The organism is Vreelandella aquamarina (genome assembly GCF_900110265.1).
GTDB classification, from domain to species: domain Bacteria; phylum Pseudomonadota; class Gammaproteobacteria; order Pseudomonadales; family Halomonadaceae; genus Vreelandella; species Vreelandella aquamarina.
The window spans coordinates 35,365-56,779 of record NZ_FODB01000003.1 but is presented as its reverse complement, the minus strand read 5'-3'; the positions used below and the strand labels follow the sequence as shown (position 1 = coordinate 56,779).

16 protein-coding genes are annotated in these 21,415 nt (G+C 57.9%); 8 read left to right on the top strand and 8 right to left on the bottom strand.

Annotated features, from left to right (window positions below; all coding sequences use genetic code 11):
- Window positions 1-20: 20 nt before the first annotated feature.
- The gene (gene uvrA / locus BMY49_RS01465; RefSeq protein WP_044630317.1) at window positions 21-2,870 is read right to left on the bottom strand and encodes an excinuclease ABC subunit UvrA; all 2,850 of its coding nucleotides are present in this window, start codon (window positions 2,868-2,870) and stop codon (window positions 21-23) included.
- 171 nt (window positions 2,871-3,041) lie between these two features.
- Here uvrA and BMY49_RS01460 point away from each other — a divergent pair, with 171 nt between their 5' ends.
- The 4 genes from BMY49_RS01460 (at window position 3,042) to BMY49_RS01445 (ending at window position 6,791) form a co-directional block, all read left to right on the top strand.
- Complete coding sequence (locus BMY49_RS01460; protein ID WP_058579861.1) at window positions 3,042-4,421, top strand: MFS transporter; 1,380 nt, start codon at window positions 3,042-3,044, stop codon at window positions 4,419-4,421.
- A gap of 79 nt (window positions 4,422-4,500) precedes the next feature.
- The gene (gene ssb, locus BMY49_RS01455; RefSeq protein ID WP_062360470.1) at window positions 4,501-5,091 is read left to right on the top strand and encodes a single-stranded DNA-binding protein; all 591 of its coding nucleotides are present in this window, start codon (window positions 4,501-4,503) and stop codon (window positions 5,089-5,091) included.
- Window positions 5,092-5,166: 75 nt separating this feature from the next.
- The gene (locus BMY49_RS01450) at window positions 5,167-6,060 is read left to right on the top strand and encodes a sugar nucleotide-binding protein (protein ID WP_062360473.1); all 894 of its coding nucleotides are present in this window, start codon (window positions 5,167-5,169) and stop codon (window positions 6,058-6,060) included.
- A complete protein-coding gene (locus tag BMY49_RS01445; protein ID WP_062360475.1) occupies window positions 6,057-6,791 on the top strand; it encodes a lysophospholipid acyltransferase family protein in 735 nt (244 codons plus the stop codon). The genes BMY49_RS01450 and BMY49_RS01445 overlap by 4 nt, the downstream gene beginning before the upstream one ends.
- A gap of 61 nt (window positions 6,792-6,852) precedes the next feature.
- On the opposite strand, the gene fabB is transcribed toward BMY49_RS01445, so the two are convergent.
- The gene (fabB, locus tag BMY49_RS01440) at window positions 6,853-8,070 is read right to left on the bottom strand and encodes a beta-ketoacyl-ACP synthase I (RefSeq protein ID WP_044630322.1); all 1,218 of its coding nucleotides are present in this window, start codon (window positions 8,068-8,070) and stop codon (window positions 6,853-6,855) included.
- 12 nt (window positions 8,071-8,082) lie between these two features.
- Complete coding sequence (gene fabA / locus BMY49_RS01435) at window positions 8,083-8,598, bottom strand: 3-hydroxyacyl-[acyl-carrier-protein] dehydratase FabA (RefSeq protein WP_054640890.1); 516 nt, start codon at window positions 8,596-8,598, stop codon at window positions 8,083-8,085.
- A gap of 270 nt (window positions 8,599-8,868) precedes the next feature.
- On the opposite strand from fabA, the gene BMY49_RS01430 reads away from it, so the two are divergent.
- Window positions 8,869-10,707: a putative bifunctional diguanylate cyclase/phosphodiesterase gene (locus BMY49_RS01430; protein ID WP_044630324.1), complete on the top strand. Its 1,839-nt coding sequence runs from the start codon at window positions 8,869-8,871 to the stop codon at window positions 10,705-10,707.
- Between the two features lie 169 nt (window positions 10,708-10,876).
- Here the strand turns inward: BMY49_RS01430 and phrB are convergent, their stop codons facing one another.
- Both phrB and BMY49_RS01420 read right to left on the bottom strand, forming a co-directional pair.
- Entirely contained in the window at window positions 10,877-12,289 is a 1,413-nt protein-coding gene (gene phrB, locus BMY49_RS01425; protein ID WP_089674594.1) for a deoxyribodipyrimidine photo-lyase, read from the bottom strand.
- Between the two features lie 33 nt (window positions 12,290-12,322).
- Window positions 12,323-13,243, bottom strand: coding sequence for a MerR family transcriptional regulator (locus tag BMY49_RS01420; protein ID WP_201786213.1), 921 nt, complete (start codon window positions 13,241-13,243; stop codon window positions 12,323-12,325).
- A 690-nt stretch (window positions 13,244-13,933) separates the two neighbouring features.
- On the opposite strand from BMY49_RS01420, the gene BMY49_RS01415 reads away from it, so the two are divergent.
- Window positions 13,934-14,836 carry a TIGR01777 family oxidoreductase gene (locus BMY49_RS01415; protein WP_089674592.1) on the top strand — a complete coding sequence of 301 codons (903 nt, stop codon included), beginning with the start codon at window positions 13,934-13,936 and terminating at the stop codon, window positions 14,834-14,836.
- Between the two features lie 25 nt (window positions 14,837-14,861).
- Here the strand turns inward: BMY49_RS01415 and rapA are convergent, their stop codons facing one another.
- Both rapA and BMY49_RS01405 read right to left on the bottom strand, forming a co-directional pair.
- Window positions 14,862-17,807, bottom strand: coding sequence for an RNA polymerase-associated protein RapA (rapA, locus tag BMY49_RS01410; protein WP_089674590.1), 2,946 nt, complete (start codon window positions 17,805-17,807; stop codon window positions 14,862-14,864).
- A gap of 113 nt (window positions 17,808-17,920) precedes the next feature.
- Window positions 17,921-18,724 (bottom strand): TlpA family protein disulfide reductase, encoded by an 804-nt coding sequence (locus BMY49_RS01405; RefSeq protein ID WP_062363398.1) that lies wholly within the window; start codon window positions 18,722-18,724, stop codon window positions 17,921-17,923.
- Window positions 18,725-18,790: 66 nt separating this feature from the next.
- Between BMY49_RS01405 and BMY49_RS01400 the strand changes: the two genes are divergently transcribed.
- Both BMY49_RS01400 and BMY49_RS01395 read left to right on the top strand, forming a co-directional pair.
- Complete coding sequence (locus BMY49_RS01400) at window positions 18,791-19,039, top strand: hypothetical protein (protein ID WP_058579851.1); 249 nt, start codon at window positions 18,791-18,793, stop codon at window positions 19,037-19,039.
- 147 nt (window positions 19,040-19,186) lie between these two features.
- Complete coding sequence (locus BMY49_RS01395; protein WP_062373733.1) at window positions 19,187-19,447, top strand: hypothetical protein; 261 nt, start codon at window positions 19,187-19,189, stop codon at window positions 19,445-19,447.
- Between the two features lie 16 nt (window positions 19,448-19,463).
- Here the strand turns inward: BMY49_RS01395 and typA are convergent, their stop codons facing one another.
- On the bottom strand, window positions 19,464-21,290 hold the full coding sequence (gene typA, locus BMY49_RS01390; protein WP_044628850.1) for a translational GTPase TypA: 1,827 nt from the start codon (window positions 21,288-21,290) through the stop codon (window positions 19,464-19,466).
- Window positions 21,291-21,415 lie beyond the last annotated feature (125 nt).

Sequence of the window (21,415 nt, the reverse complement as noted above, 5' to 3'; positions counted from 1 at the left end):
GGGCACCGGGTAGCTAAGCGCTAGGAAGTGGATGATGCGCGTTTGGCCCGCTCCAGTAGTGGCGCCAGGAAGCGCCCGGTATGCGAAACGCTCTGCTTGGCAATCTGCTCGGGCGTGCCCTCAGCAATAATTTGCCCGCCGCCAGAGCCACCTTCCGGTCCAAGATCAATGAGCCAGTCGGCGGTTTTGATCACATCCAAGTTGTGCTCAATCACGACAATCGTATTGCCGTGATCGCGCAGTCGGTGGAGTACGGTCAGCAGCTGGCGAATATCTTCAAAATGTAGGCCTGTGGTAGGTTCATCCAAAATGTAGAGCGTTTTGCCGGTGTCGCGCTTAGCTAGCTCTCGGGCCAGTTTGACACGCTGTGCTTCACCGCCGGATAACGTGGTGGCGCTTTGCCCTAAGCGAATATACGAGAGCCCTACGTCCATTAGCGTTTGCAGGCGGCGGGCAATGGCGGGCACCGGGCTGAAGAATGCCAGCGCGTCTTCCACGGTCATTTCCAGCACTTCGTGGATGGTCTTGCCTTTATAGTGAATATCCAGCGTTTCGCGGTTGTAACGCTTACCTTTACATACATCGCAGGGTACGTAGATATCCGGCAGGAAGTGCATCTCTACCTTGATCATGCCCTCGCCCTGACACGCTTCACAGCGCCCGCCCTTAACGTTAAAGCTGAAGCGGCCCGGCTTATAGCCCCGTGAGCGCGCCTCTTGGGTACCCGCAAATAGCTCGCGAATGGGCGTGAAAATACCGGTGTACGTCGCAGGGTTAGAGCGCGGCGTACGGCCAATGGGGCTCTGGTCGATATCGATCACTTTATCGAGCTGATCAAGCCCTTCAACCTTCTCATAGGGCGCTGGGGTCAAGGTGGTGGCGCGGTTAAGCTCACGGGCGGCAATGGGCATCAGCGTGCCGTTAATCAGCGTTGATTTACCCGAGCCAGAAACCCCCGTCACGGCAATAAACAGCCCCAAAGGCAGGCTCAGCGTGACGTTTTGCAGGTTATTGCCTGTCGCGCCGCGCACGACCAACTGCTTTTCCGGATTGCTGGGAATACGGTAGGGCGGCACGGCGATTTCACGAGTGCCGGAAAGATACTGACCGGTGAGCGAGTTGGGGTTATCCATCACTTGCTGGGGCGTGCCTTGGGCGACGATTTCACCGCCATGCACACCAGCACCGGGGCCGATATCCAGCACATGGTCTGCCGCGCGAATGGCGTCTTCGTCGTGTTCGACCACAATCACGGTATTGCCCAGGTCGCGCAGTCGCTCCAGGGTTTTCAACAGGCGGTCATTGTCCCGCTGATGCAGGCCGATAGAGGGCTCGTCCAGAATGTACATGACGCCCACCAGCCCCGCGCCGATTTGGCTAGCCAGACGGATACGCTGGGCTTCGCCGCCGGAGAGGGTGTCGGCGCTGCGCTCTAGGTTCAGGTAGTCCAGGCCCACGTTGACCAGGAACTCTAGGCGCGCGTGAATCTCGTTGACGATCTTGTCGGCAATTTCGCCTTTACGCCCCGGCAGGGCCAGCTCGGCAAAGTAGCGCCACGCGTCGCCAATCGGCAGGTGAACGATATCCGCAATGTTGTGGTCATCCACGTACACATGGCGCGACTCTTTGCGCAGCCGCGAGCCGCCGCAGGTGGTACACGGCTGCACGGCGATATACTTGGCGAGATCATCACGCACCATGTTGGATTCGGTTTCCCGATAGCGGCGCTGCATGTTGGGCAGCACGCCTTCAAAGGCATGCTCCCGGGTGACTTTGCGGCCGCGATCCCCCACGTACACGAACGGAATTTGCTCATTGCCGCTACCGTTGAGGATGATCTCACGCTCGTGGCGAGCCAGCTCCTGCCAGGGGGTTTCCAGCTCGAAGCGGTAGTGCTTGGCGAGTGCCTGCAACTGGGTGAAATAGTAAATGTTGCGCCGATCCCAGCCTTTAATGACGCCTTCTGCGAGGGAAAGCTCTGGATGGCTAATCAGCTTATCTGGGTCAAAGTACTGCTGAACGCCGAGGCCATCACAGGTAGGGCAGGCGCCCGCAGGGTTGTTAAAAGAGAACATGCGCGGCTCAAGCTCTGAGAGCGAGTAGCCACATACCGGGCAGGCAAAGCGCGAGGAGAAGGCGAGGTCTTCCTGCTCGCCATCCATAAAGTGAATCATCGCCGTGCCGTCGGCCAGGTTTAGCGCGGTCTCAAACGATTCCGCTAAGCGCTGGGCGATATCGTCGCGCACTTTAAAGCGGTCCACTACCACGCTGATATCGTGTTTTTTACGCTTATCCAATGGTGCGATGTCGTCGAGTTCGAGCACTTGACCGTCGATCTGCACCCGCACGAACCCCTGGGCACGCAGCTCGCTGAGCAATTGTAAATGCTCGCCTTTGCGGCCCTTCACCATAGGGGCCAGCAGCATTAGCTTGGTGCCCTCGGCGAGGTTCATTACCTGATCGACCATCTGCGAAATGGTCTGGGCTTCTAAGTCTTCACCGTGCTCTGGGCAACGGGGCGTGCCTGCGCGGGCAAACAGCAGACGCAGGTAGTCGTAAATTTCGGTGATAGTGCCCACGGTTGAGCGCGGGTTGTGGGAGGTGGATTTCTGCTCAATAGAGATCGCAGGAGAGAGACCTTCGATGTGGTCCACATCGGGCTTCTCCATCATCGAGAGGAATTGGCGTGCATAGGTAGAGAGCGACTCCACGTAGCGACGCTGCCCCTCGGCATAGAGCGTGTCAAACGCCAGCGATGACTTACCGGAACCGGAAAGCCCGGTAATGACGATAAGCTTGTCGCGAGGCAGCTCCACATCGATCTGCTTGAGGTTGTGGGTGCGGGCACCCCTGACCAGAATGCTGTCCATCAACACCTCGAATCGCGTGGCAAAAGCGTAATTATACGATTGCTGTCCCCTTCCCGGCAAAACTGTCTCTGCCTGCGTCACCGCGCTTGGCGTTTCCAGCGTGATGACAAAGCGCTAGAATGGGGGGTTACCTCAGGCCGTTCTGGCCCATCCACCATACACAAGGGCACTATGCGCAAGGTTTCCGCACTGCTGCTGGCCGCTGAACGCCGTGCAATCAGCGGCTTGGCCGGCCTTTATGCGTCTCGTATGCTGGGACTGTTCATGGTTCTGCCGGTGCTCGCGCTTTATGCCGACACGTTGACAGGCGCTACGCCGCTACTGGTTGGCGTGGCGTTAGGCATTTATGGCTTAACCCAGGCGACGCTGCAAATCCCGTTTGGTTTGCTCTCTGACCGCATTGGTCGTAAGCGTGTCATTGCGATGGGGCTGCTGATTTTTGCTTTTGGCAGCGTGGTAGCGGCCATGGCAGATAGCATTGGCGGGGTAATTTTAGGTCGCGCCCTTCAGGGGGGCGGTGCCGTGGCGGCCGCCATAATGGCTCTATTGGCAGATCAAACCCGCGAGCAGGTACGCACGGCGGCCATGGCCACCATTGGCCTTTCGATCGGCGTATCGTTTGCCATTGCCATGGTGCTTGGTCCTTGGTTAGCCTCCTGGGCGGGGCTCTCTGGGGTGTTTTGGTTTACCGCACTCCTAACATTGGTGGGACTGTTAGTCCTTTGGCGCTGGGTGCCGCCTGCGCCGCGCCGGTTACGCCACCGTGACGTAGGGCTGGACCGGAAGCAGTTTAAAAGTGTGATTACCCGGCCGGATTTGTGGCGGCTTGATCTATCGATTTTTGCGCTGCATCTTGTCCTCATGGCAATCTTTGTGGCTATCCCCTTCCGCTTACTCAATGCGGGGGTAGCAGTGGAGTACCATGGATTAGCCTACCTAGGCATTATGGCACTCTCTTTTGTGGCGATGGTGCCGCTGGTGATCATAGCGGAAAAGCGCCAGCGTATGAGGCTGATGTGCCTATTGGCGATTGGAGCCATCGCTGCCAGCCTAGCCAGCCTAGGGTTGTCGCTTTCCCAGGGGCATTGGCTGTTTGTTTGGCTATTTGTTTTCTTTACCGGCTTTAATTTGCTGGAGGCAACGCTGCCTTCCATGCTTAGCAAGTTGGCCCCAGCGGGTGCTAAGGGCACCGCAATGGGGGTGTATTCCACCAGCCAGTTTCTCGGCGCTTTTTTAGGTGGCACGTTGGGCGGCTTGCTGGCGAATACCTGGGGGCTTAACGCGGTATTTATTGGTTGCGCGGTGCTAGCGCTGGCGTGGTGGGTAGCCATGTGGCGGATGCCTTCTCCTCCGCCGCTCTCCAGCGAGGTGGTGGCGTTACACGATACGCAGCCTGATGCGATCAACTTATTGATGGAGCATCTTGCCGACGTGGTTGGTGTGGAAGATGTGATGGTCGTGCCGGAGGAGCGCCTCATGTATTTGAAGGTAAACCGCAAAGAACTCGATCAAGCGGCGCTGGCAAAACTGATTCCACCGCCGCGACCCTAAAGAATGAGCGCTCACCTGCTAAAAACAGCAGGTAGCGACCTACTCAGTTATTTGTCCGATTACGTAAAGGAGCGACCTCATGGCGCGCGGTATTAACAAAGTTATTTTGATTGGCAACCTGGGCCAAGATCCTGAAGTGCGATTCACCCCTTCTGGCACAGCGGTAGCAAACTTAAACCTAGCCACTTCCGATACCTGGATGGATCGCCAAAGTGGCCAGCGCCAGGAGCGCACCGAGTGGCATCGCGTGGTGCTATTCAACAAAACCGCTGAAATCGCCCAGCAGTACCTTAAAAAAGGCTCAAAAGTGTATATTGAGGGCCGCCTGCAAACGCGCAAATGGCAGGACCAGAACGGTCAAGATCGTTACAGCACGGAGATCGTGGCTAACGATATGCAAATGCTGGATAGCCGTGGCGGCGACTTCCAGGGCGGTGGTGCCCCGCAGGGTGGCTACGCTCAGCAGGCCCCGGCTCAGCAAGCGCCTCCTCAACAGAACTATGGCCAAAACCTGCCCCAGCAGGGCGGCTACCCGCCTCAGGGTGGGGCCCCTCAGCGAGGTGGACAGCCAGCGCCGCAGCAGCAGCCGGCACCGAATAACCAAAACAACAGCTATGGCGCCCCCGATCCGGGTAATTTTGATGATTTCGACGACGAAATTCCGTTCTAGAAAGTACCTTACACACGTTCGTCGATGCGTGGCGCAGTTGCCGCCACGGTTTTGGGTTGAGGGGGAGAGGCTGTCTTGAAGCTGCTGATACTAGATGCCGGGCACTGCTTAAGTTTAGCGCTAGCCCGTGAAGCGAGCCGGCGCGCGGATACCGAGCTAGTCATTGAGCAAGGCCTTGCTGTTTCGCCGAGTCAGCTACAGGCGATAGCGCCCGATGCGGTGCTCATTCCCCCGCTGGCGCACCCGCTGAGCATGACGCCCGCCGAGGTGAAAGCCCATGCGGATGCCGTTGATCGCTGTGTGGATGCCTGCCAAGCCCAAGACGTGGCGCTGGTGTGGTGTGTCTCGGATCAGCTCTATGAAGAGGGATTTGATATCCCGATTGATGAGCATGTCGTGCCTGCCCCACGTGATGAGTGTTTGCGTCGATTGGTGCAAACAGGCGATCGTATCCGTGCCGAATACCATCGCCATCTGATTGTGCGCTTAGGGCCGCTGTTTGCGTTGGAAGGTAGCCACGCCTGGCTAAGTGAAATTATCGACAGCTTTATCACGGGGCAGACGGTGCGCGCAGCAGAGGACGTAGTGTTTTGCCCCACCTCTGCCGACGCGGTCGCCATGGCGTTGATTGGCATGCTACAGCAGCAGGCCTGCGGCGCTGACGCCTGGGGAGCCTATCATTTGGCGGGCACTGAGCCGGTCAGTGCGTTCACTTTTACATCAATGGTGCGTACTCAGCTGGCCACTCACCTAGAAGGGCGTGGCGAACATATTGATTTAGGGGAGATACAGGCCCTTAATCATCATCACGACGCCAAGCTGCGTCGGGTATTAAACTGCCGTCGAGTGTTGGATGTTTTTGGTGTGCATCAAAAACCTTGGCGGCTGGAAGTGGGACGCATGCTAGATGCGTGGTGCTTAACCCGTGACCAGCAGCGTGATGACGTTGGGACAGGAGAGTCAGTTTGATCAATGTGGGTCGCAGCCTGCTGTTTTATTTAGGTTATTTCACTGCCATGCTGCTCATTGGGGTGCTTTTTTTACCCATCGCACCGTTTCTGCCACTGGCGGCTCGCTATCGGCTGTTGAATCTCTACAACTACTTCTTGATGGTGTGGTTCCGCATTGCCTGCGGTGTGCGCTATGAGATTCAGGGGCGGGAAAATATCCCGTCAGGGCCCTGCGTCATTCAAGCCAATCACCAGTGTGAGTGGGAGACGCTCTTTCTGCAGGTGATGAAGCCGCCGGTGTGCACCGTGCTCAAGCGCGAGCTGCTGCGCATTCCCGTTTTTGGGTGGGGGCTGCGCTTGCTACGCCCGATCAGTTTGGATCGCTCCAAGCCCGCGCGAGCCATGAAACAGGTGCTGACGCAGGGCGTCGAACGCCTGGGCACTGGCCTGTCTGTCCTGATTTTCCCAGAGGGCACGCGGGTAGATCCTGGCGTGCGCAAGCGCTATAACAAAAGCGGTAGTGTCGTTGCTTGCCGAGCCGGTGTGCCGGTGCTTCCCGTCGCTCACAATGCCGGTGAGCGCTGGCCTGGTCGTCACTGGGTCAAGCGCCCGGGTGTACTGCGGGTGCGCATTGGAGAGCCCATTGAGACCTCCGGGCGTACGCCCGATGAAGTCTTGGAAGATGTAGAGGCTTGGATAGAGGGTCAGCTACAGGAAATTTCAGAGGTGCCACGGCCAGCGTCTCGCTAATCGTTTTATAACGCAAAACGGCGCCTCGAAAGGCGCCGTTTTTATGCTGCTTAAGTGCTGATCAGCCGTTATAGCGCTGGAAGACTAAGCAAGCGTTCGTACCGCCAAAGCCAAAGCTATTAGACAGCACGCGGTCGATGGTGACGTTATCGCGACGCTGGGTCACAATATCGAAGCCATCGGCCTGCTCATCCAGCTGATCAACGTTTGCCGAGGCAGCTACAAAATTGTGCTGCATCATCAACAGTGAGTAGATGGCTTCTTGTACGCCTGTTGCTCCCAGGGAGTGGCCCGTTAGCGACTTGGTCGAGCTCATAGCAGGCGTTGAGTTGCCAAACACATTGCGGATGGCCTTCAACTCAGCCATATCACCAACCGGCGTAGAGGTGCCGTGGGTATTGATATAGTCGATATCGCCCTGCACGGTCGCCATCGCTTGGTGCATACAGCGTGTAGCACCTTCGCCAGAGGGAGCCACCATGTCGTAGCCATCAGACGTTGCGCCATAGCCCACCAGCTCGCCGTAAATCTTCGCGCCACGAGCTTTGGCATGCTCCAGCTCTTCAAGCACCAGCATGCCGCCGCCGCCAGCGATCACAAAGCCGTCGCGCGCCTGGTCGTAGGGGCGAGAAGCCTTGTCAGGCGTATCGTTGTAGTGGGTGGAGAGGGCGCCCATTGCATCAAACAGGCACGAGAGCGTCCAGTGCTCCTCTTCGCCACCACCCGCAAATACCACATCTTGCTTGCCTAGCTGGATCTGCTCCATGGCATTGCCGATACAGTGAGCTGAGGTTGCGCAGGCGGAAGAGATTGAGTAATTCACACCTTTGATTTTAAACGGCGTTGCCAAGCACGCAGACACTGTGCTGCCCATGGTGCGGGTAACACGGTAGGGGCCTACGCGGCGCAGGCCTTTCTCGCGCATGGCGTCGGCAGCTTCAACTTGGTTGGCGCTTGATGCCCCCCCCGAGCCTGCAATCAGCCCCGTACGCACGTCAGAAACCTGGGCTTCAGTTAGCCCGGCGTCTTCGACTGCTTGAGCCATGGAGACATACGCATAGGCTGCTGCGTCGCCCATAAAGCGGCGCAGTTTGCGGTCGATTAACGCGTCCAAGTCGATATCAACGCTGCCTGCTACATGGCTACGGAAGCCACGCTCAGCGTACTCTTCCTTAAAACGAATACCGCTGCGCCCGTTTTTGAGCGCGTCTAGGACCTGTTGCTGGTCGTTACCTAAGCACGACACGATGCCAAGGCCGGTGACTACCACTCGTCGCATGGGAGCCTCCTGTTAGAAATTCGCAGTGGAGGTGAATAGGCCAACGCGCAGGTCATTAGCCTGGTAGATGTCGCGTCCGTCAACGGACACGGTGCCGTTAGCAATGCCTAGGATAAGCCGACGAGTGATGACGCGCTTCATATTAATGCGATACGTCACTTTTTGTGCATCGGGCAAAATTTGGCCGCTGAACTTCACTTCGCCACAGCCTAGCGCACGGCCACGGCCAGGATGGCCAAGCCATCCCAGATAGAAGCCCACCAGCTGCCACATCGCATCAAGCCCTAAGCAGCCGGGCATCACTGGATCTCCTGGGAAGTGGCAATCAAAAAACCACAGATCAGGTGTGATATCCAGCTCGGCGATCAGTTCGCCCTTGCCATGCTCACCGCCCTCTTCGTGAATGTGCTTAATGCGATCAAGCATCAGCATGTTAGGAGCTGGCAACTGTGCATTGCCGGGGCCAAATAGTTCGCCGCGCGAGCAGGCCAGCAGTTCTTCGCGATCAAAGGAATGTTGCTTGGTCACTGAGTCGTTCCGAGTATGAAGATGATTGTTGCGCCTAGTCTACTTCCCGAAACCGCTGAATGCACGTCGCGAGCGGCTTATCGTAACGTTCTAACACTTTTTAATGGGTTGCCGATAATCCAGGTTGCCTTATTGTGTTGTTCGGATTAGTGAATTCGCCCAATAAACGGTGTATTGACGTAATATGCTCTATCCAAGATTTTAGTGAGACGGCATGATGTCGTCATCGTTTGTTTTTGTTAGTGACTGATCAGGACAACAAGAATCGCCATGTGGCTGCCTGTCTCTCTTAATCGCCCGTTGGTATGGGTGGCGCTGATGGCGCTACCTGCCTGCGTGTGGATCCCCGGTGCGGCGCTGCGTATGGTCGCGGCTAGCTTCGTTACTTTAGGCTTGTGGGATGCTTGGAACCAAGTGCGTCAGCAGCGTCTGCGCCTGCGCCTTTCACAGGATGCGTTGGGGTTGTCTGGTGATGCGGTGGTCATTAGTGATGTCCAAAACCGTGTGCTAGCGGTGAATCCGGCGTTTACCGAAATTACCGGTTATGAAAGCCAAGAGATGATAGGCCGAAAACTAGACACCCTGGCGGCTCAGCGCCATGACAAAGCGTTTTATGAAAACTTTTGGAGCACCCTAAAAGCCACTGGGCGGTGGGAAGGCGAAATGTGGAACCGTCGCAAACATGGCGATGAGTACCCTGAATGGCTCAAAGTGCGTGCCGTCACCGACAAGCGAGGCAAAATCACCCACTTTATCAGCTGGTTCTCCGATATTTCGGCACAAAAAGCTCGTGAGAACGATTTAAGGCGTATCGGCTATGAAGATCCGCTAACAGGCCTACCTAACCGGCGTCGCTTGCATGACTTAATGGCGTCCAGGCTGCGCCACCTGCGTGCAGGTGAAAGCTTGGATATGGCGTTGATTGATATTGACGGACTTAAGTCGGTTAACGATAGCTTAGGCGTTGAGCAGGGCGACCGGCTGCTGGCTCGATTTGCCCAGCGGCTCACCAGCTATATGGCGGGAAGCGTAGTGGGGCGGCTGGGTGGTGATGAGTTTATGGTGATTCGCACCACCACCTTTGATGACCACGACAAGTGGCTAGGGAATCTGCGCGACCATATGTGCCGCCCCTTCGAGATTAATGAACAGTCGCTACGATTAGGCCTCACCATTGGTAGCTGCCGTGCGCCGGAAGATGGTCAAGATTCCAGCGTGCTGTTTCAGCGTTTAGAGTCAGCGCTTTACAGCGCCAAGCGGCTGGGTCGCAACCACAGCCTGCGGTTTTGCCCCGCGCTGGATAAACAGGATAATCCCCAATTAGCATTAGTCAGCGACCTGCGTGCCGCGCTGATCTCCGGTGACCAGTTAGAGCTTCACTACCAAACCCAACACCATCCCGGTAGCGGTGAGTTGGTAGGTATGGAAGCACTGCTGCGCTGGCGTCACCCCAAAGGTGGCATGATATCGCCGGGAGAGTTTATTCCCCTGGCCGAGCGTCACGGCTTGATGGCAGAGTTAGGCAGTTGGGTGATCGAAAAGGCCTGTGCTCAGCAAGCGCATTGGCAAAATAGCGGCATGCCGAAGACCACTGTTTGGGTCAATATCTCTGCCCTTCAGCTCTTTCAGGGCGATCTAGAAACCCAGCTTGCCACCTGTCTTGAGCGTTACCAGTTAGAGCCGTCACAACTTGGTTTGGAGCTGACCGAATCGGTGTTACTAGACGAACGAGCAGGGGACATGGGGCCACGTCTGCAGGTACTAAGAGAGCTTGGCTACTCAATCGCTATTGACGACTTTGGCACCGGCTACTCGTCGCTGGGATATTTGAAGCGGCTACCAGTAGATAAAATTAAATTAGATCGCGCTTTTATTAGCGAGTTGCCCAACGACCAAGCAGATGCCGCGATTGTTACAGCGGTACTGGCCATGGCAAAAGGCATGGGGCTGGAAGTGATCGCCGAAGGAGTCGAAACCCAGGCCCAGTGTCAGTTCCTGGTAGAAGCAGGCTGCACCCTGGTACAAGGATTTTACTTTGCTAAACCGATGCCCGCCGCCGAGCTTGAGCAGCGCTGGGCACCGCTAACGCAGGCAGAAGGCGCATATTAATTAATCGCTAGCGGCTAAACGCTGAATGTAACGGCTGATGCCCCAGCAGAGCGCTGCCCAGATGACGGCCTGTGCTGGAAGTAGCCACGGTGCCAAGCTAACGTTTGCTAGCGCTGCACCGCCTAAAATAGCGGCGGGACGCCGCTATGGAGAGGTGCTGAGGTTAACGTTATTTGGAGAGCGCTTTGAAGGCATCCAGCGCCCGCTGGCGAGCCGCTTTGTGGTCAACGATGGGCGCTGGGTAGTCAATCGGGTTGAGCATGTCCTGAGGCGGCGCATGGCGCGCTTTGGCAGGCAACGTCTTGAGCTCGGGTAGCCACTGAGCAATAAATTCGCCGCCTGGGTCGAAGCGCGTGGATTGGGTCGTGGGGTTGAAAATGCGGAAGTAAGGTGCCGCATCGGTACCCGTTGAGGCTGCCCACTGCCAGCCGCCGTTATTGGCGCAAAACTCGCCATCGACCAAGTGGCGCATAAAAAAGGCTTCGCCCCGCCGCCAGTCAATCAGCAGATGCTTGCTGAGAAACATGGCCGTAATCATTCGCAGACGATTGTGCATCCAGCCGGTCGTTACTAGCTGGCGCATGGCGGCATCCACAATCGGATAACCGGTGCGGCCTTCGCACCAGGCGGCAAACCCTTCGTCGTCATCCCGCCATTGCAACTGCTTGGTGTGCGCTTGAAACGGCTGGTAGCGGCATACCTGAGGAAAGCCGACCGCGACATGCTGATAAAACTCGCGCCAGATGAGTTCGTTTACCCAGGTGGTAAGGCCTGCATCGCCATCGGCAAGGTGCCCGCCATTTTCGCTCATGACCGCTTGCAGGCACTGGCGGTGGGAAATAACGCCCAGCGCTAAGTAGGGCGAAAGCTCGCTCGTGCCGCGCACCTTAGGAAAGTCACGCTGATCTTTATAGTGACGCCCCCGAAAGCGTAAAAAGCGCTCAAGGTTATCGCTGGCAGTATTTTCACCCGCAGGCCAGAGACGCCCATCCAGCGGCTCATCCTCTAGCGTTGGCAGTGCTGGTAATGGATCACTGTCAATGGCTAGCGGTGACTGCGCGCTGGGCGTGTCGCGCAGGGCTAACTGCTCGGCGGTAACTTGCTTGTGCCACGCTTTTGAAAACGGGGTGAAGACGCCGTAGTAGTCGCCTTTGCCTGTCAGCAAGGTACCGGGGGCAAACGCCACCGCGTCGTGATGGCCTTGGGCGGTAATACCGACCTGCTGAAAAGCCTCCAGTACCGACTGGTCGCGGCGCTGCTCGTTCAGCGGATACTCATAATTGAAGTGGAGCTGCTTGATGCCATGTTCGCGGGCAACCTCTAAAAGCGCCTTGGGGGCGTCGTCGAAACGCCCAATATCGCGATGCAACAGCGGAATATTCAAGCCATTGAGCGAGGCCTTAAGCGCGCTAACACCACGCGCCCAGAAATCGAGCTTATTTGCGCCGTGGCCGTGGTCACGCCACTGCTCAATGCTACGCAAAAAAACCGCCACTACCGGCCCTTTGGCGGCAGCGGCGGCGAGTGCGGAATTGTCATGAATACGTAGATCGCTGCGAAACCAAACAAGCTGCAGGTTCATGCAAAGTCCTTAGGGTGGCGACTTTTCGTACGCTTAAAGAATGCCTGATTCACGCAGAAGAGGGCGTAGCCGGGCGATCGCCTGGGGTAGATCGTCGCCCAGCATATGAACAGGACCATCGCGCAGATCGTTCTCACGCAGGCGCGCGACTTCACCGCATACGCCGATAGGCACGCCCAGCGCTTCAGCGGCTTTGGGTAGCGCTACGCGAATATAGTTGTCGCATTCCCGCTGGCCGCTAGAGAGCAGAACCATTGAGGAGTGCAGGCGAGACACCGCTTGTGCAAGGTCTTCGAGTGCCAGCGAATGATCAAACAGCTGGACTCGGTAGCCCTGCTCGCTGGCCATCAGTGCACTCATCAGTACCCACAGCGGGCCAGGATCGTCGGGCATGGCGCTGAGCAGAATCAGCGGGCCGCGGGTTGCCTGGTTGGCGTAGTGCAGGCGAGTACCCACCTGACTACGCAAAAAGGCCTCAAAGGTGCGGCGCACCAAATCATCTGGCTGCGCCGCCCATTTAGCTTCTAGGGTCAGAATGACAGGCTGCCACAGCTCGTTAATCGCCACGCTTAGCGGATAGAGCGCTAGGCTTTGATGGTAGAGCGCTTCCAGCTTGGGAAGGTCGACGGCTTCAATGACCGCCAGAAGCTGCTGGCGCTGGCTAGACCAGTCCCCGGCATCTGGGGCGGGGGCCTCTACCGTTTCGGGCTGGTCAAGCAGGTCGGCGACCTGGCTGACCGGCACGCCTCGGTTGAGCCACTGGAGAATGCGTTCAATACGGCTGATATCGTCCTGGGCATAGAGCCGGTGACCCTTAGGGGTCCGCTGTGGGCGAATTAATCCGTAGCGTCGCTCCCAGGCGCGCAGGGTGACCGAGTTCACACCCGTTAAGCGGGAAACTTCCCGAATCGGATAGAGCGGGGTATCGGGTGGGTGGGTCGCCTTGTTGCTCATGGGCGCCATTGCCTCTTGGTTGCCTGCAACAAGCGCTGCAGGGGTCTGTCAATAATTGCGGTGGCCGTGTTGTCGCGCCAGTTCGGCGCTAGGCCACTTAGTCGTGTAGCGGTTTGCTGAATAGCACCTAATCGGTTAGATAGGGTCACGCTATTATAGGCACCTTTGTACAACTTGTGGCTACTAGGTACAACCTTTGCTGTGTCCCTTTGGGTGTAGCCTCGCGTTAGCTTCCATTAGACCGACCGGCCTAATAATGCCTCTCCCAACTCGTCATCGGAGAGCCATGCATCCTCCACGCGGCTGCCACGAAAGCTGCCGCCGTATAGCCATAAACCGCGCTCGCTGTATAAGAATGACTGACTGCCCGCAGCGCTTTTGCCTGGGGAGGCGGCGCGCTGATCACCACATGATCGAAGTGGCCATACTGTTCAGTCGGCAACTTTGCTCGCAAAGGTGGGCGCGGTGGAGGGAGTGAAGGTTACACTTGCCGGTTCAGCCATAAATCCTCGCGAGTAAGGTAGTGCTCAACTAAATTTATTGTAGCAGTTATGTATAAATATTGTACAATTAAGCGCTATGCAACGTGCGCGACGGTGCGGTGACCACTTTTTGATATCAACCATCTGATGGATCAGTAGTGGCGACTACGCTGGCGCAAGTGACGTCCAACGCCAAAGGAGTGACACCATGCGGGTATTAATTACCGGGGGAAGCGGCTTTGTAGGCCAACGGCTCTGCCAACAGCTCATTGCCCAGGGGCACGATGTACAGGTGGTATCTCGCACGCCCCACGACGTGCGGGGAAAACTACCCAAGGCATGCGATATCCGTGATAGTGCCCAAGCCTTTGTGGATACACCGCCGGATGCGTTGGTAAACCTAGCGGGGGAGTCCATCGCGGCAAAGCGCTGGAGCGCCGAGCAGAAAGAGCGGCTGATTCGTTCACGGGTGGAAAGTACTCAGCAGCTGATTGCGCTCTGTGAGCAGCTGGCGGCCAATGGTCAGCCCTTACCGAAAGTGATGGTGAGCGGTTCGGCCATGGGCTATTACGGTGATCAGGGCAGCAAAGTGGTGGATGAATCCACGTCCCCTCATGATGAGTTCGCCCATCGGCTCTGCGCCCAATGGGAAGCCGCGGCAAAACCGATTGAAGCCATGGGGGTTAGGCTAGCAGTTTTACGGATTGGCTTAGTGCTAGAGGCGGGAGGCGGTACGCTGCAGAAAATGCTGCCACCGTTCAAGCTGGGATTAGGCGGGCGATTTGGCGATGGCACACAGTTTATGCCCTGGATTCACCGGGATGACTTGGTAGCGGCGATTATGTTTCTGATCAACGAGCCGACCTTGTCAGGTGCCTTTAACGGCAGCGCGCCCCACCCAGTGACCAACGCTGAATTTACCCAAACGCTGGCTAAGCAGTTACATCGTCCGGCCATGTTTCCGGTGCCCGCTTTTGTGCTGAAAGCGGGCTTTGGGGAGATGTCGCAACTGCTGCTTACCGGTGCGGATATGCGCCCGGCACGCTTGAGCGAGGCAGGCTTTCATTTCCAATACCCGACGCTGAAGCAAGCGCTGGCGGCGATTTTATAGCGCCACCAGCGGGTACTTGCCTGGTTTAAGCGTTCGGGTCGACGGTGATAATGACCCGTACGGAGTCAAGCCGCAGGCGGGTATTCTCAATCGCGTTGCTCAGTGCTTGGCGCTCCTGTTTCAGCGCTTCCAGCTCTTCGCTGCGTACTGCCGGATTGTGCTCTGCCAGCGCCGTCAGGCGGGCCAGTTCGGCATCCAGTTGGGCACGCATACGGGTTTCAGCGGCCTCAACAATGCTCGGCAGCTCCCGTTCGGCTTCGCCTTCCCCTTGGGTGAGGAGTTCGCGTAACTGGTCATGGCGGCTTTTGATCAAGTCCCGCGCCAGCGACTTGTTCACCTTCTGCAGATTTTTGCCCAGCCCGGTGAAGGAGATCTTGCTGGTCAGGTTAGCCCCTGATTCATCCAACAGTACCCGCACGGCGGTGGGTGGCAAAAAGCGGTTCAGGTGCAGCGATTTGGGTGCCGGGCAGTGGGTGCGGAACACCAGTTCCGCCATTAAGCGCCCGCTGGGGATCGCTGGGTGGCGCAGCAGCGCCAGCGCCGTGTTGCCCATGGTGCCGTCGAGAATGCGGCCCATCATTTCGCGCAGCAGCGGGTGCTCCCAGGAGAGCCGCTGAACATCATCCCGTGCCAGCGCCTGAGCGCGGCTATAGGTGGCGGAAAAGCCCTCTTCGCCTTTGACCAGCCCCGGCAGGCCATCCAGCATGTGCTGGCTGGGCTGAAGGTAGAGCAGGCCATTGCCGATCTCCTGGCTATCGACGCCGAAGATATCCAGCGCGCGCTCCACGTAGCGGGGCAGTGCCGGGTCCTCGTCCAGCTCGCGTACCGCCTCAATCACCTGCTGTGCTCGTGCTGGGCGGCAAGCATTAAGCTCCAGCAGGCGGTTGCGACCCGCATCCCGCTCGGCGAGCTTGGCAGTGAACATCTCGCGCGTCTCTTCGATAATCTCGTCGAGCGCTTCATCGTCGAGCAGCGCCTCGGCCAGGGCATCGCCAAAGGCATCGAACAGGTCGCTGCCCACCCCATGGGGCGCGCTGAACGCGTCCATGCCTTCGTGGTACCAGCGCAGCAAGCGCTCGCCGGGGCTGCCGGTGAAGTTGGGCACGTGCAGCTCGATGGCGTGGCGCTGGCCGATCCGATCCAGACGGCCAATGCGCTGCTCTAGCTGGTCGGGATGCTGCGGCATGTCAAACATCACCAGGTGGCGGCAGAATTGGAAGTTACGCCCTTCGGAGCCAATCTCAGAACACACCAACACCTGGCAGCCATCCTCTTCATCGGCAAACGCGGCGGCGGCCCGGTCGCGCTCTATCAGTGACAGGCCTTCGTGGAAGACCGGCGCATGGTAGCCGCCCAAGACCCGCAGGCCCTCCGCGAGCCCTTCGGCGGTTTCGCGATGGTGGGCAATCACCAGCACTTTGTCGTTGGCAAAGCCGGATTCACTGTCGTCGCTGAGTTTTTCCAGCAGCCAGTTGACGCGTGGGTCGATATGCCACCAGGACTCGGTGTTCAGCGGATCGTTGCTTAACTCGCGGTACATGGCGTCCGGGTAGATCAGTACATCCGGGTGGTCCATGCCGGTTTCGATCAGCAGCTCGTCCAGGTAGTCGTCGTCGCGCTCCAGGCGGCGCAGCACGCGGCGGTAAGCCGACGGCAGTTCCAGTGATGCCTGATGCAGGCGTCGCTCGGGGAAGCCGCCTACGTGACGGCGGCTGTTGCGGAACATCACGCGGCCGGTGCCATGGCGGTCTAACAGCGCATCGCGCAGCTGGGCGCGGGCGGCGTCCTGCTGCTCAGGGCTTGCCTCTGGGTGGCACAGCGTGGCGAGCAGCGCTTGGCTATCTCGGTCGTCGGCTACGGCGGCGACGCGTTCACGGGCGCTCGCGGTCTGGGGCAGTTCCTCGAGAGCATCGATGGCCTCGGCCACCGCCACGTAGTGCTGCTCCTCCTCTTTGAAGCGCTCGATATCGTGGTAGCGCTCGGCATCCAGCAGGCGCAGGCGCGCGAAGTGGCTCTCCAGCCCCATCTGTTCTGGCGTGGCGGTGAGCAGCAGCAAGCCCGGGATCTCAGAGGCGAGCTGTTCCACGCACTGGTAGCCGGGGCCGCTGCTTTCTGGGCTCCAGTCCAGGTGATGCGCTTCATCGACAATCAGCAGGTCGAAGCGGCTGGCCAGGGCTTGGTCCTGGCGATGAATGTTGGCGAACAGCCAGCCTTGGCTGGCCAGCACGAGCTGGGCGCTCTCGAACGGGTTGGTGCTGCCGTGGGCTTGGCTCTGGTGCTCGTCCAGCAGTGTCACGTTTAGTGAGAAACGGCGCAGCAGCTCTACCAGCCACTGGTGGGTCAGGCTGTCGGGCACCAGAATCAGCGCGCGCTCTACCCGGCCTGCCAGCAGCAGGCGGTGGAGAATCAAGCCCGCTTCAATGGTTTTGCCCAGGCCTACCTCGTCGGCCAGCAGTACCCGCGGCGCATGGCGTCCGGCCACTTCGTCGGCGATATAGAGCTGGTGGGGAATGAGATCAATACGCGGCCCAGCAAAGCCCAGCGCGCTGTGCTGCTCAATGCGCTGATAGTGGTGCAACGTACGAAAGCGCAGATCAAACCAGTCGTTACGGTCTACCTGACCGGTCAGCAGGCGGTCACGGGCTTGGTCAAACTGCATGGTGTCGGCCAGCTTCGCCTCAGGCAGTTCGCGCAGGTTGCCTTCGCTATCTTCACCAATGTAGGTGATCAGGCCGCGGGTCTCTTTGCTGTCATCAACGATCATCTGCCAGCCGTCGGCAGAGAGCACGCGGTCGCCGCTGCCGAACATGACGCGGGTGAGCGGTGCTTGACGGGTGTTGTAGGTGCGGGTTTCCTGGCTGGCACTGAACAAGATGGTAACGCTACGGGCGTCGCAGTTAAGCACGGTGCCGAGTCCAAGCTCAGCCTCGCCGTCGCTAATCCAGCGCTGGCCGGGAGAAAAATCGCTCATGATGCCTCGAGGAAGTCGTCAAAATCGGTCGTGCGCCGCTGGGCAGGTCACCAGTGGCAAACAGGGCGGGGGATTCTAACGCAAAGCAGCGGGGGTATTAAGGTCTATCGTGGTCAATCGCTTAACCAGCGCTCTAACTGCGCTCGAGTGAGCTCTCCCACATGAACGTCCAGCGTCTTGCCTGTCTGGTCAAATAGCACAGTAGTGGGGAGGCCTGGGGCTTGAAACTGGGCCATTAGGGTTTGCTGTGGGTCGCGCAACGGGTAGCGAAAGCTCAGCGACTGCTCGTCTAGGTAGCGTGCGATAGGTAGTAAGTCCTCGCCCTGATTGGCCACCACGACAGTAACGCCCTCGCGCTGGTCGGCCTCTTCCAGCAGCGGCATTTCACGCAGGCAGGGGGGACACCAGGTGGCCCATAAATTCACGATAATGAGCTCATCTTGATTCGTCAGCGAGGAGAGACTAACCGCGTTTCCATCGAGATCTTCCAGGGTGACGTCGGGCAGCGATGCCACGGCAAATTGCTGGCCTAGCGGGGCCAGCGTGACCAACACTAACCAGAGGCTAACGGCCCCCACCGTCATGGCGAGTCCGCCGATCATCGCCAGCAGACGTGCACGCAGCGTCCAGGCGGTCCACAGTAAACCGGCAAGTAGCCCACCAAGCGCGTGATAGCCCGGTTGCCATACCTTCAGGGCGTCGAGTGGGGTGGCGCTGTAGCTCTCCCAGTTGAAGGCCACAAACGTGACGCGCGCTGCTAATAGCCACACCACCAGCAAGCCATTAAACCAGCGGCCATGCTGCTTGGTAGACAGCCCCAGCAGGAAGCGGCTGCTTAATAAAAGCAGCAGTGCACAGCCAAACGCATAGAGGCGGGGAGTGGAAATCAGCAGTGGACCGAGAGCAATGGCATTCATAGTCGTTCCGATAAGCAGGTACACTGGGCAACCATACCATGCACGCTTCACATGACGGAGATGTCGATGCCGCAATCCTCTTTTGACACCCTGCGCGCCCTGGCCATAGGTACCCAGGCACTTGGCCTGGCGCTCATCATTACCCTCGAAACCGTCCTCGGCGACGCCGCACGCCCCTGGCAGGGCGGTGTGCTGGCCGCTATGGTGGCGTGTGCACTGGTCATTGCGCTGGTGCGTATGTACCGCAACAAGCGCCGCCAGAAGCGCTTGGCAGAGCGACTCGACGCGTCGGCGTCAGAAAACCACGAGCGTTAGAAACCGTTGCTTGTGTTTTTGGCGCGACGGTTCCAGATTAAGCCCGGCTTATTCATGAGGCCGGCCTGATAACGAAGATAGCGAATGGTATTCTCTTGAAAATTCAGTGTGTTCCGCCAAGAACCTGAACCAAGAGAGCCATCCGCTATGGGTGAAAGCCTATCCATCTGGACGCCCTCATGCAACGGCGATGCACGCGGCATGACGCCCCTGGTCCAGGACCGGCCGTCTCAAGCCACGCTGTCGCGGCTGCTTGGACGGCCGCAATTGATTCCAAAGAGCTATAAGAAAGCGGGAAAATTCCAGCGTTTTGGCATTACTCAACAGCCACTCGCGCTGAAGATGCGAATCCTGATAAGCAATGCCAACAGCCAGTACCTTCAGACCGCTCAATCAGCGCCCTCGTGAATGAGGCGGGGTTAGCTTACTTTTTGCTAGCGCGCTTACGCTCGTTTTCGGTCAGGTGCTTCTTGCGCAGGCGGATGTGGCTGGGCGTGACTTCTACCAGCTCATCGGAGTCCAGGAACTCGATGGCTTGCTCAAGGGTAAACTTGATCGGCGGCGTTAGAACGATGTTCTCATCGTTACCGGTAGAGCGCATGTTATCGAGCTTTTTACCCTTGGTCGGGTTCACCACCATGTCGTTGGCACGGTTGTTAATACCGATCAGCATGCCCTCGTACACTTCGGTCGCGTGGTCGATGATGAGCTTGCCGCGCTCCTGAAGGGCGTACAGTGCGTAAGCCAGCGCTTTACCGCCTACCATAGACACCAGCACGCCGTTACGACGCTCGATAGACGCATCGGGCTTCAGCGGGCCGTAGTGGTCAAAACGGCTGGTCAGGATGCCGGTGCCGGAAGTTAGCGTCAGGAACTGGCCACGGAAACCGATCAAGCCACGCGCCGGGATAATGAAGTCCAAACGAACTCGGCCTTTACCATCCGGGTTCATGTTGGTCATCTCACCTTTACGGTAGCCAAGCTCCTCCATGATGGAGCCCTGGTGCTGTTCTTCACAGTCGATGATGACTTCTTCGTAGGGCTCTTGCTTAACACCGTCGATCTCTTTGATGATAACTTCCGGACGGCCAACGGCCAGCTCGAAGCCTTCACGACGCATGGTTTCGATCAGTACCGACAGGTGCAGTTCGCCACGGCCAGAGACTTTGAACTTCTCGGGCGTTTCGCCTTGCTCGACGCGCAGGGCGACGTTGTGAATCAGCTCCTGATCCAGGCGATCTTTGATGTTACGGCTGGTGACGAACTTGCCATCTTTACCCGCGAACGGCGAGTCGTTGACCTGGAAGGTCATAGAAACGGTCGGCTCATCAACAGACAGCGGCGGCAGCGCTTCAACGGCGCTCGGGTCACACAGAGTGTCGGAGATGGCCAGGTCTTCGATGCCCGTGATGCATACGATATCGCCAGCGGTGGCTTCGGTGGTTTGAACTCGCTCAAGGCCCATGTGGGTCATGACCTGACCGATTTTGCCTTTCCGAGTCGTACCATCAACACTGATGACTGAAATCTGCTGGTTAGGCTTCACAGAACCGCGCTTAATGCGGCCAAGACCGATAACGCCGACGTAGCTGTTGTAGTCCAGGGCAGAAATCTGCATCTGGAAGGGGCCATCTACTTCAACTTTCGGTGGCTCAACGATGTCCACAATCGCTTGGAACATCGGATCCATGTTGTCGGCCAGCGCTTCCGGATCCATACCAGCAATACCGTTCAGCGCCGAGCAGTAGATAATCGGGAAATCGAGCTGTTCGTCAGTGGCACCCAGGTTGTCGAACAGATCAAAAATCTGGTCGATAACCCAATCAGGGCGTGCACCGGGGCGGTCGATTTTGTTAACCACCACGATCGGCTTCAGGCCCTGGGAGAAGGCTTTTTGTGTCACGAAGCGGGTTTGCGGCATCGGGCCGTCTACGGCGTCAACCAGCAGCAGAACCGAGTCCACCATGGACATAACACGCTCAACTTCGCCACCGAAGTCGGCGTGCCCAGGGGTGTCCACGATGTTGATGTGGTAGCCCGTACCATTACCATCCTGCCACTGAATAGCGGTGTTTTTGGCCAGGATGGTAATACCACGCTCCTTCTCCTGGTCATTAGAGTCCATGATACGCTCTTGGCCTTCGGCCTTACGGTCGAGCGTGCCGGACTGGCTTAACAGTTTGTCTACCAAGGTAGTTTTACCGTGGTCAACGTGGGCGATGATGGCAATGTTGCGAAGATTCTCGATCACGACGCGATCCTGCTGGAAAAATAGGGCGGCATTATAGGGTCTGGGGGTGGTCCACTACCAGCGCTGTCTTAAATAAAGCAGCAAGTCAATAACCTAAACGCGGCAGTTTTCGCTGTTGTGGCGCT

Bases quoted from the DNA above. Each gene is read 5' to 3' on its own strand.
- uvrA (WP_044630317.1), bottom strand. From the start codon at position 2,870: ATGGACAGCATTCTGGTCAGGGGTGCCCGCACCCACAACCTCAAGCAG.
- BMY49_RS01460 (WP_058579861.1), top strand. From the start codon at position 3,042: ATGCGCAAGGTTTCCGCACTGCTGCTGGCCGCTGAACGCCGTGCAATC.
- ssb (WP_062360470.1), top strand. From the start codon at position 4,501: ATGGCGCGCGGTATTAACAAAGTTATTTTGATTGGCAACCTGGGCCAA.
- fabB (WP_044630322.1), bottom strand. From the start codon at position 8,070: ATGCGACGAGTGGTAGTCACCGGCCTTGGCATCGTGTCGTGCTTAGGT.
- BMY49_RS01430 (WP_044630324.1), top strand. From the start codon at position 8,869: ATGTGGCTGCCTGTCTCTCTTAATCGCCCGTTGGTATGGGTGGCGCTG.
- phrB (WP_089674594.1), bottom strand. From the start codon at position 12,289: ATGAACCTGCAGCTTGTTTGGTTTCGCAGCGATCTACGTATTCATGAC.
- BMY49_RS01420 (WP_201786213.1), bottom strand. From the start codon at position 13,243: ATGAGCAACAAGGCGACCCACCCACCCGATACCCCGCTCTATCCGATT.
- BMY49_RS01415 (WP_089674592.1), top strand. From the start codon at position 13,934: ATGCGGGTATTAATTACCGGGGGAAGCGGCTTTGTAGGCCAACGGCTC.
- rapA (WP_089674590.1), bottom strand. From the start codon at position 17,807: ATGAGCGATTTTTCTCCCGGCCAGCGCTGGATTAGCGACGGCGAGGCT.
- BMY49_RS01405 (WP_062363398.1), bottom strand. From the start codon at position 18,724: ATGAATGCCATTGCTCTCGGTCCACTGCTGATTTCCACTCCCCGCCTC.
- BMY49_RS01400 (WP_058579851.1), top strand. From the start codon at position 18,791: ATGCCGCAATCCTCTTTTGACACCCTGCGCGCCCTGGCCATAGGTACC.
- BMY49_RS01395 (WP_062373733.1), top strand. From the start codon at position 19,187: ATGGGTGAAAGCCTATCCATCTGGACGCCCTCATGCAACGGCGATGCA.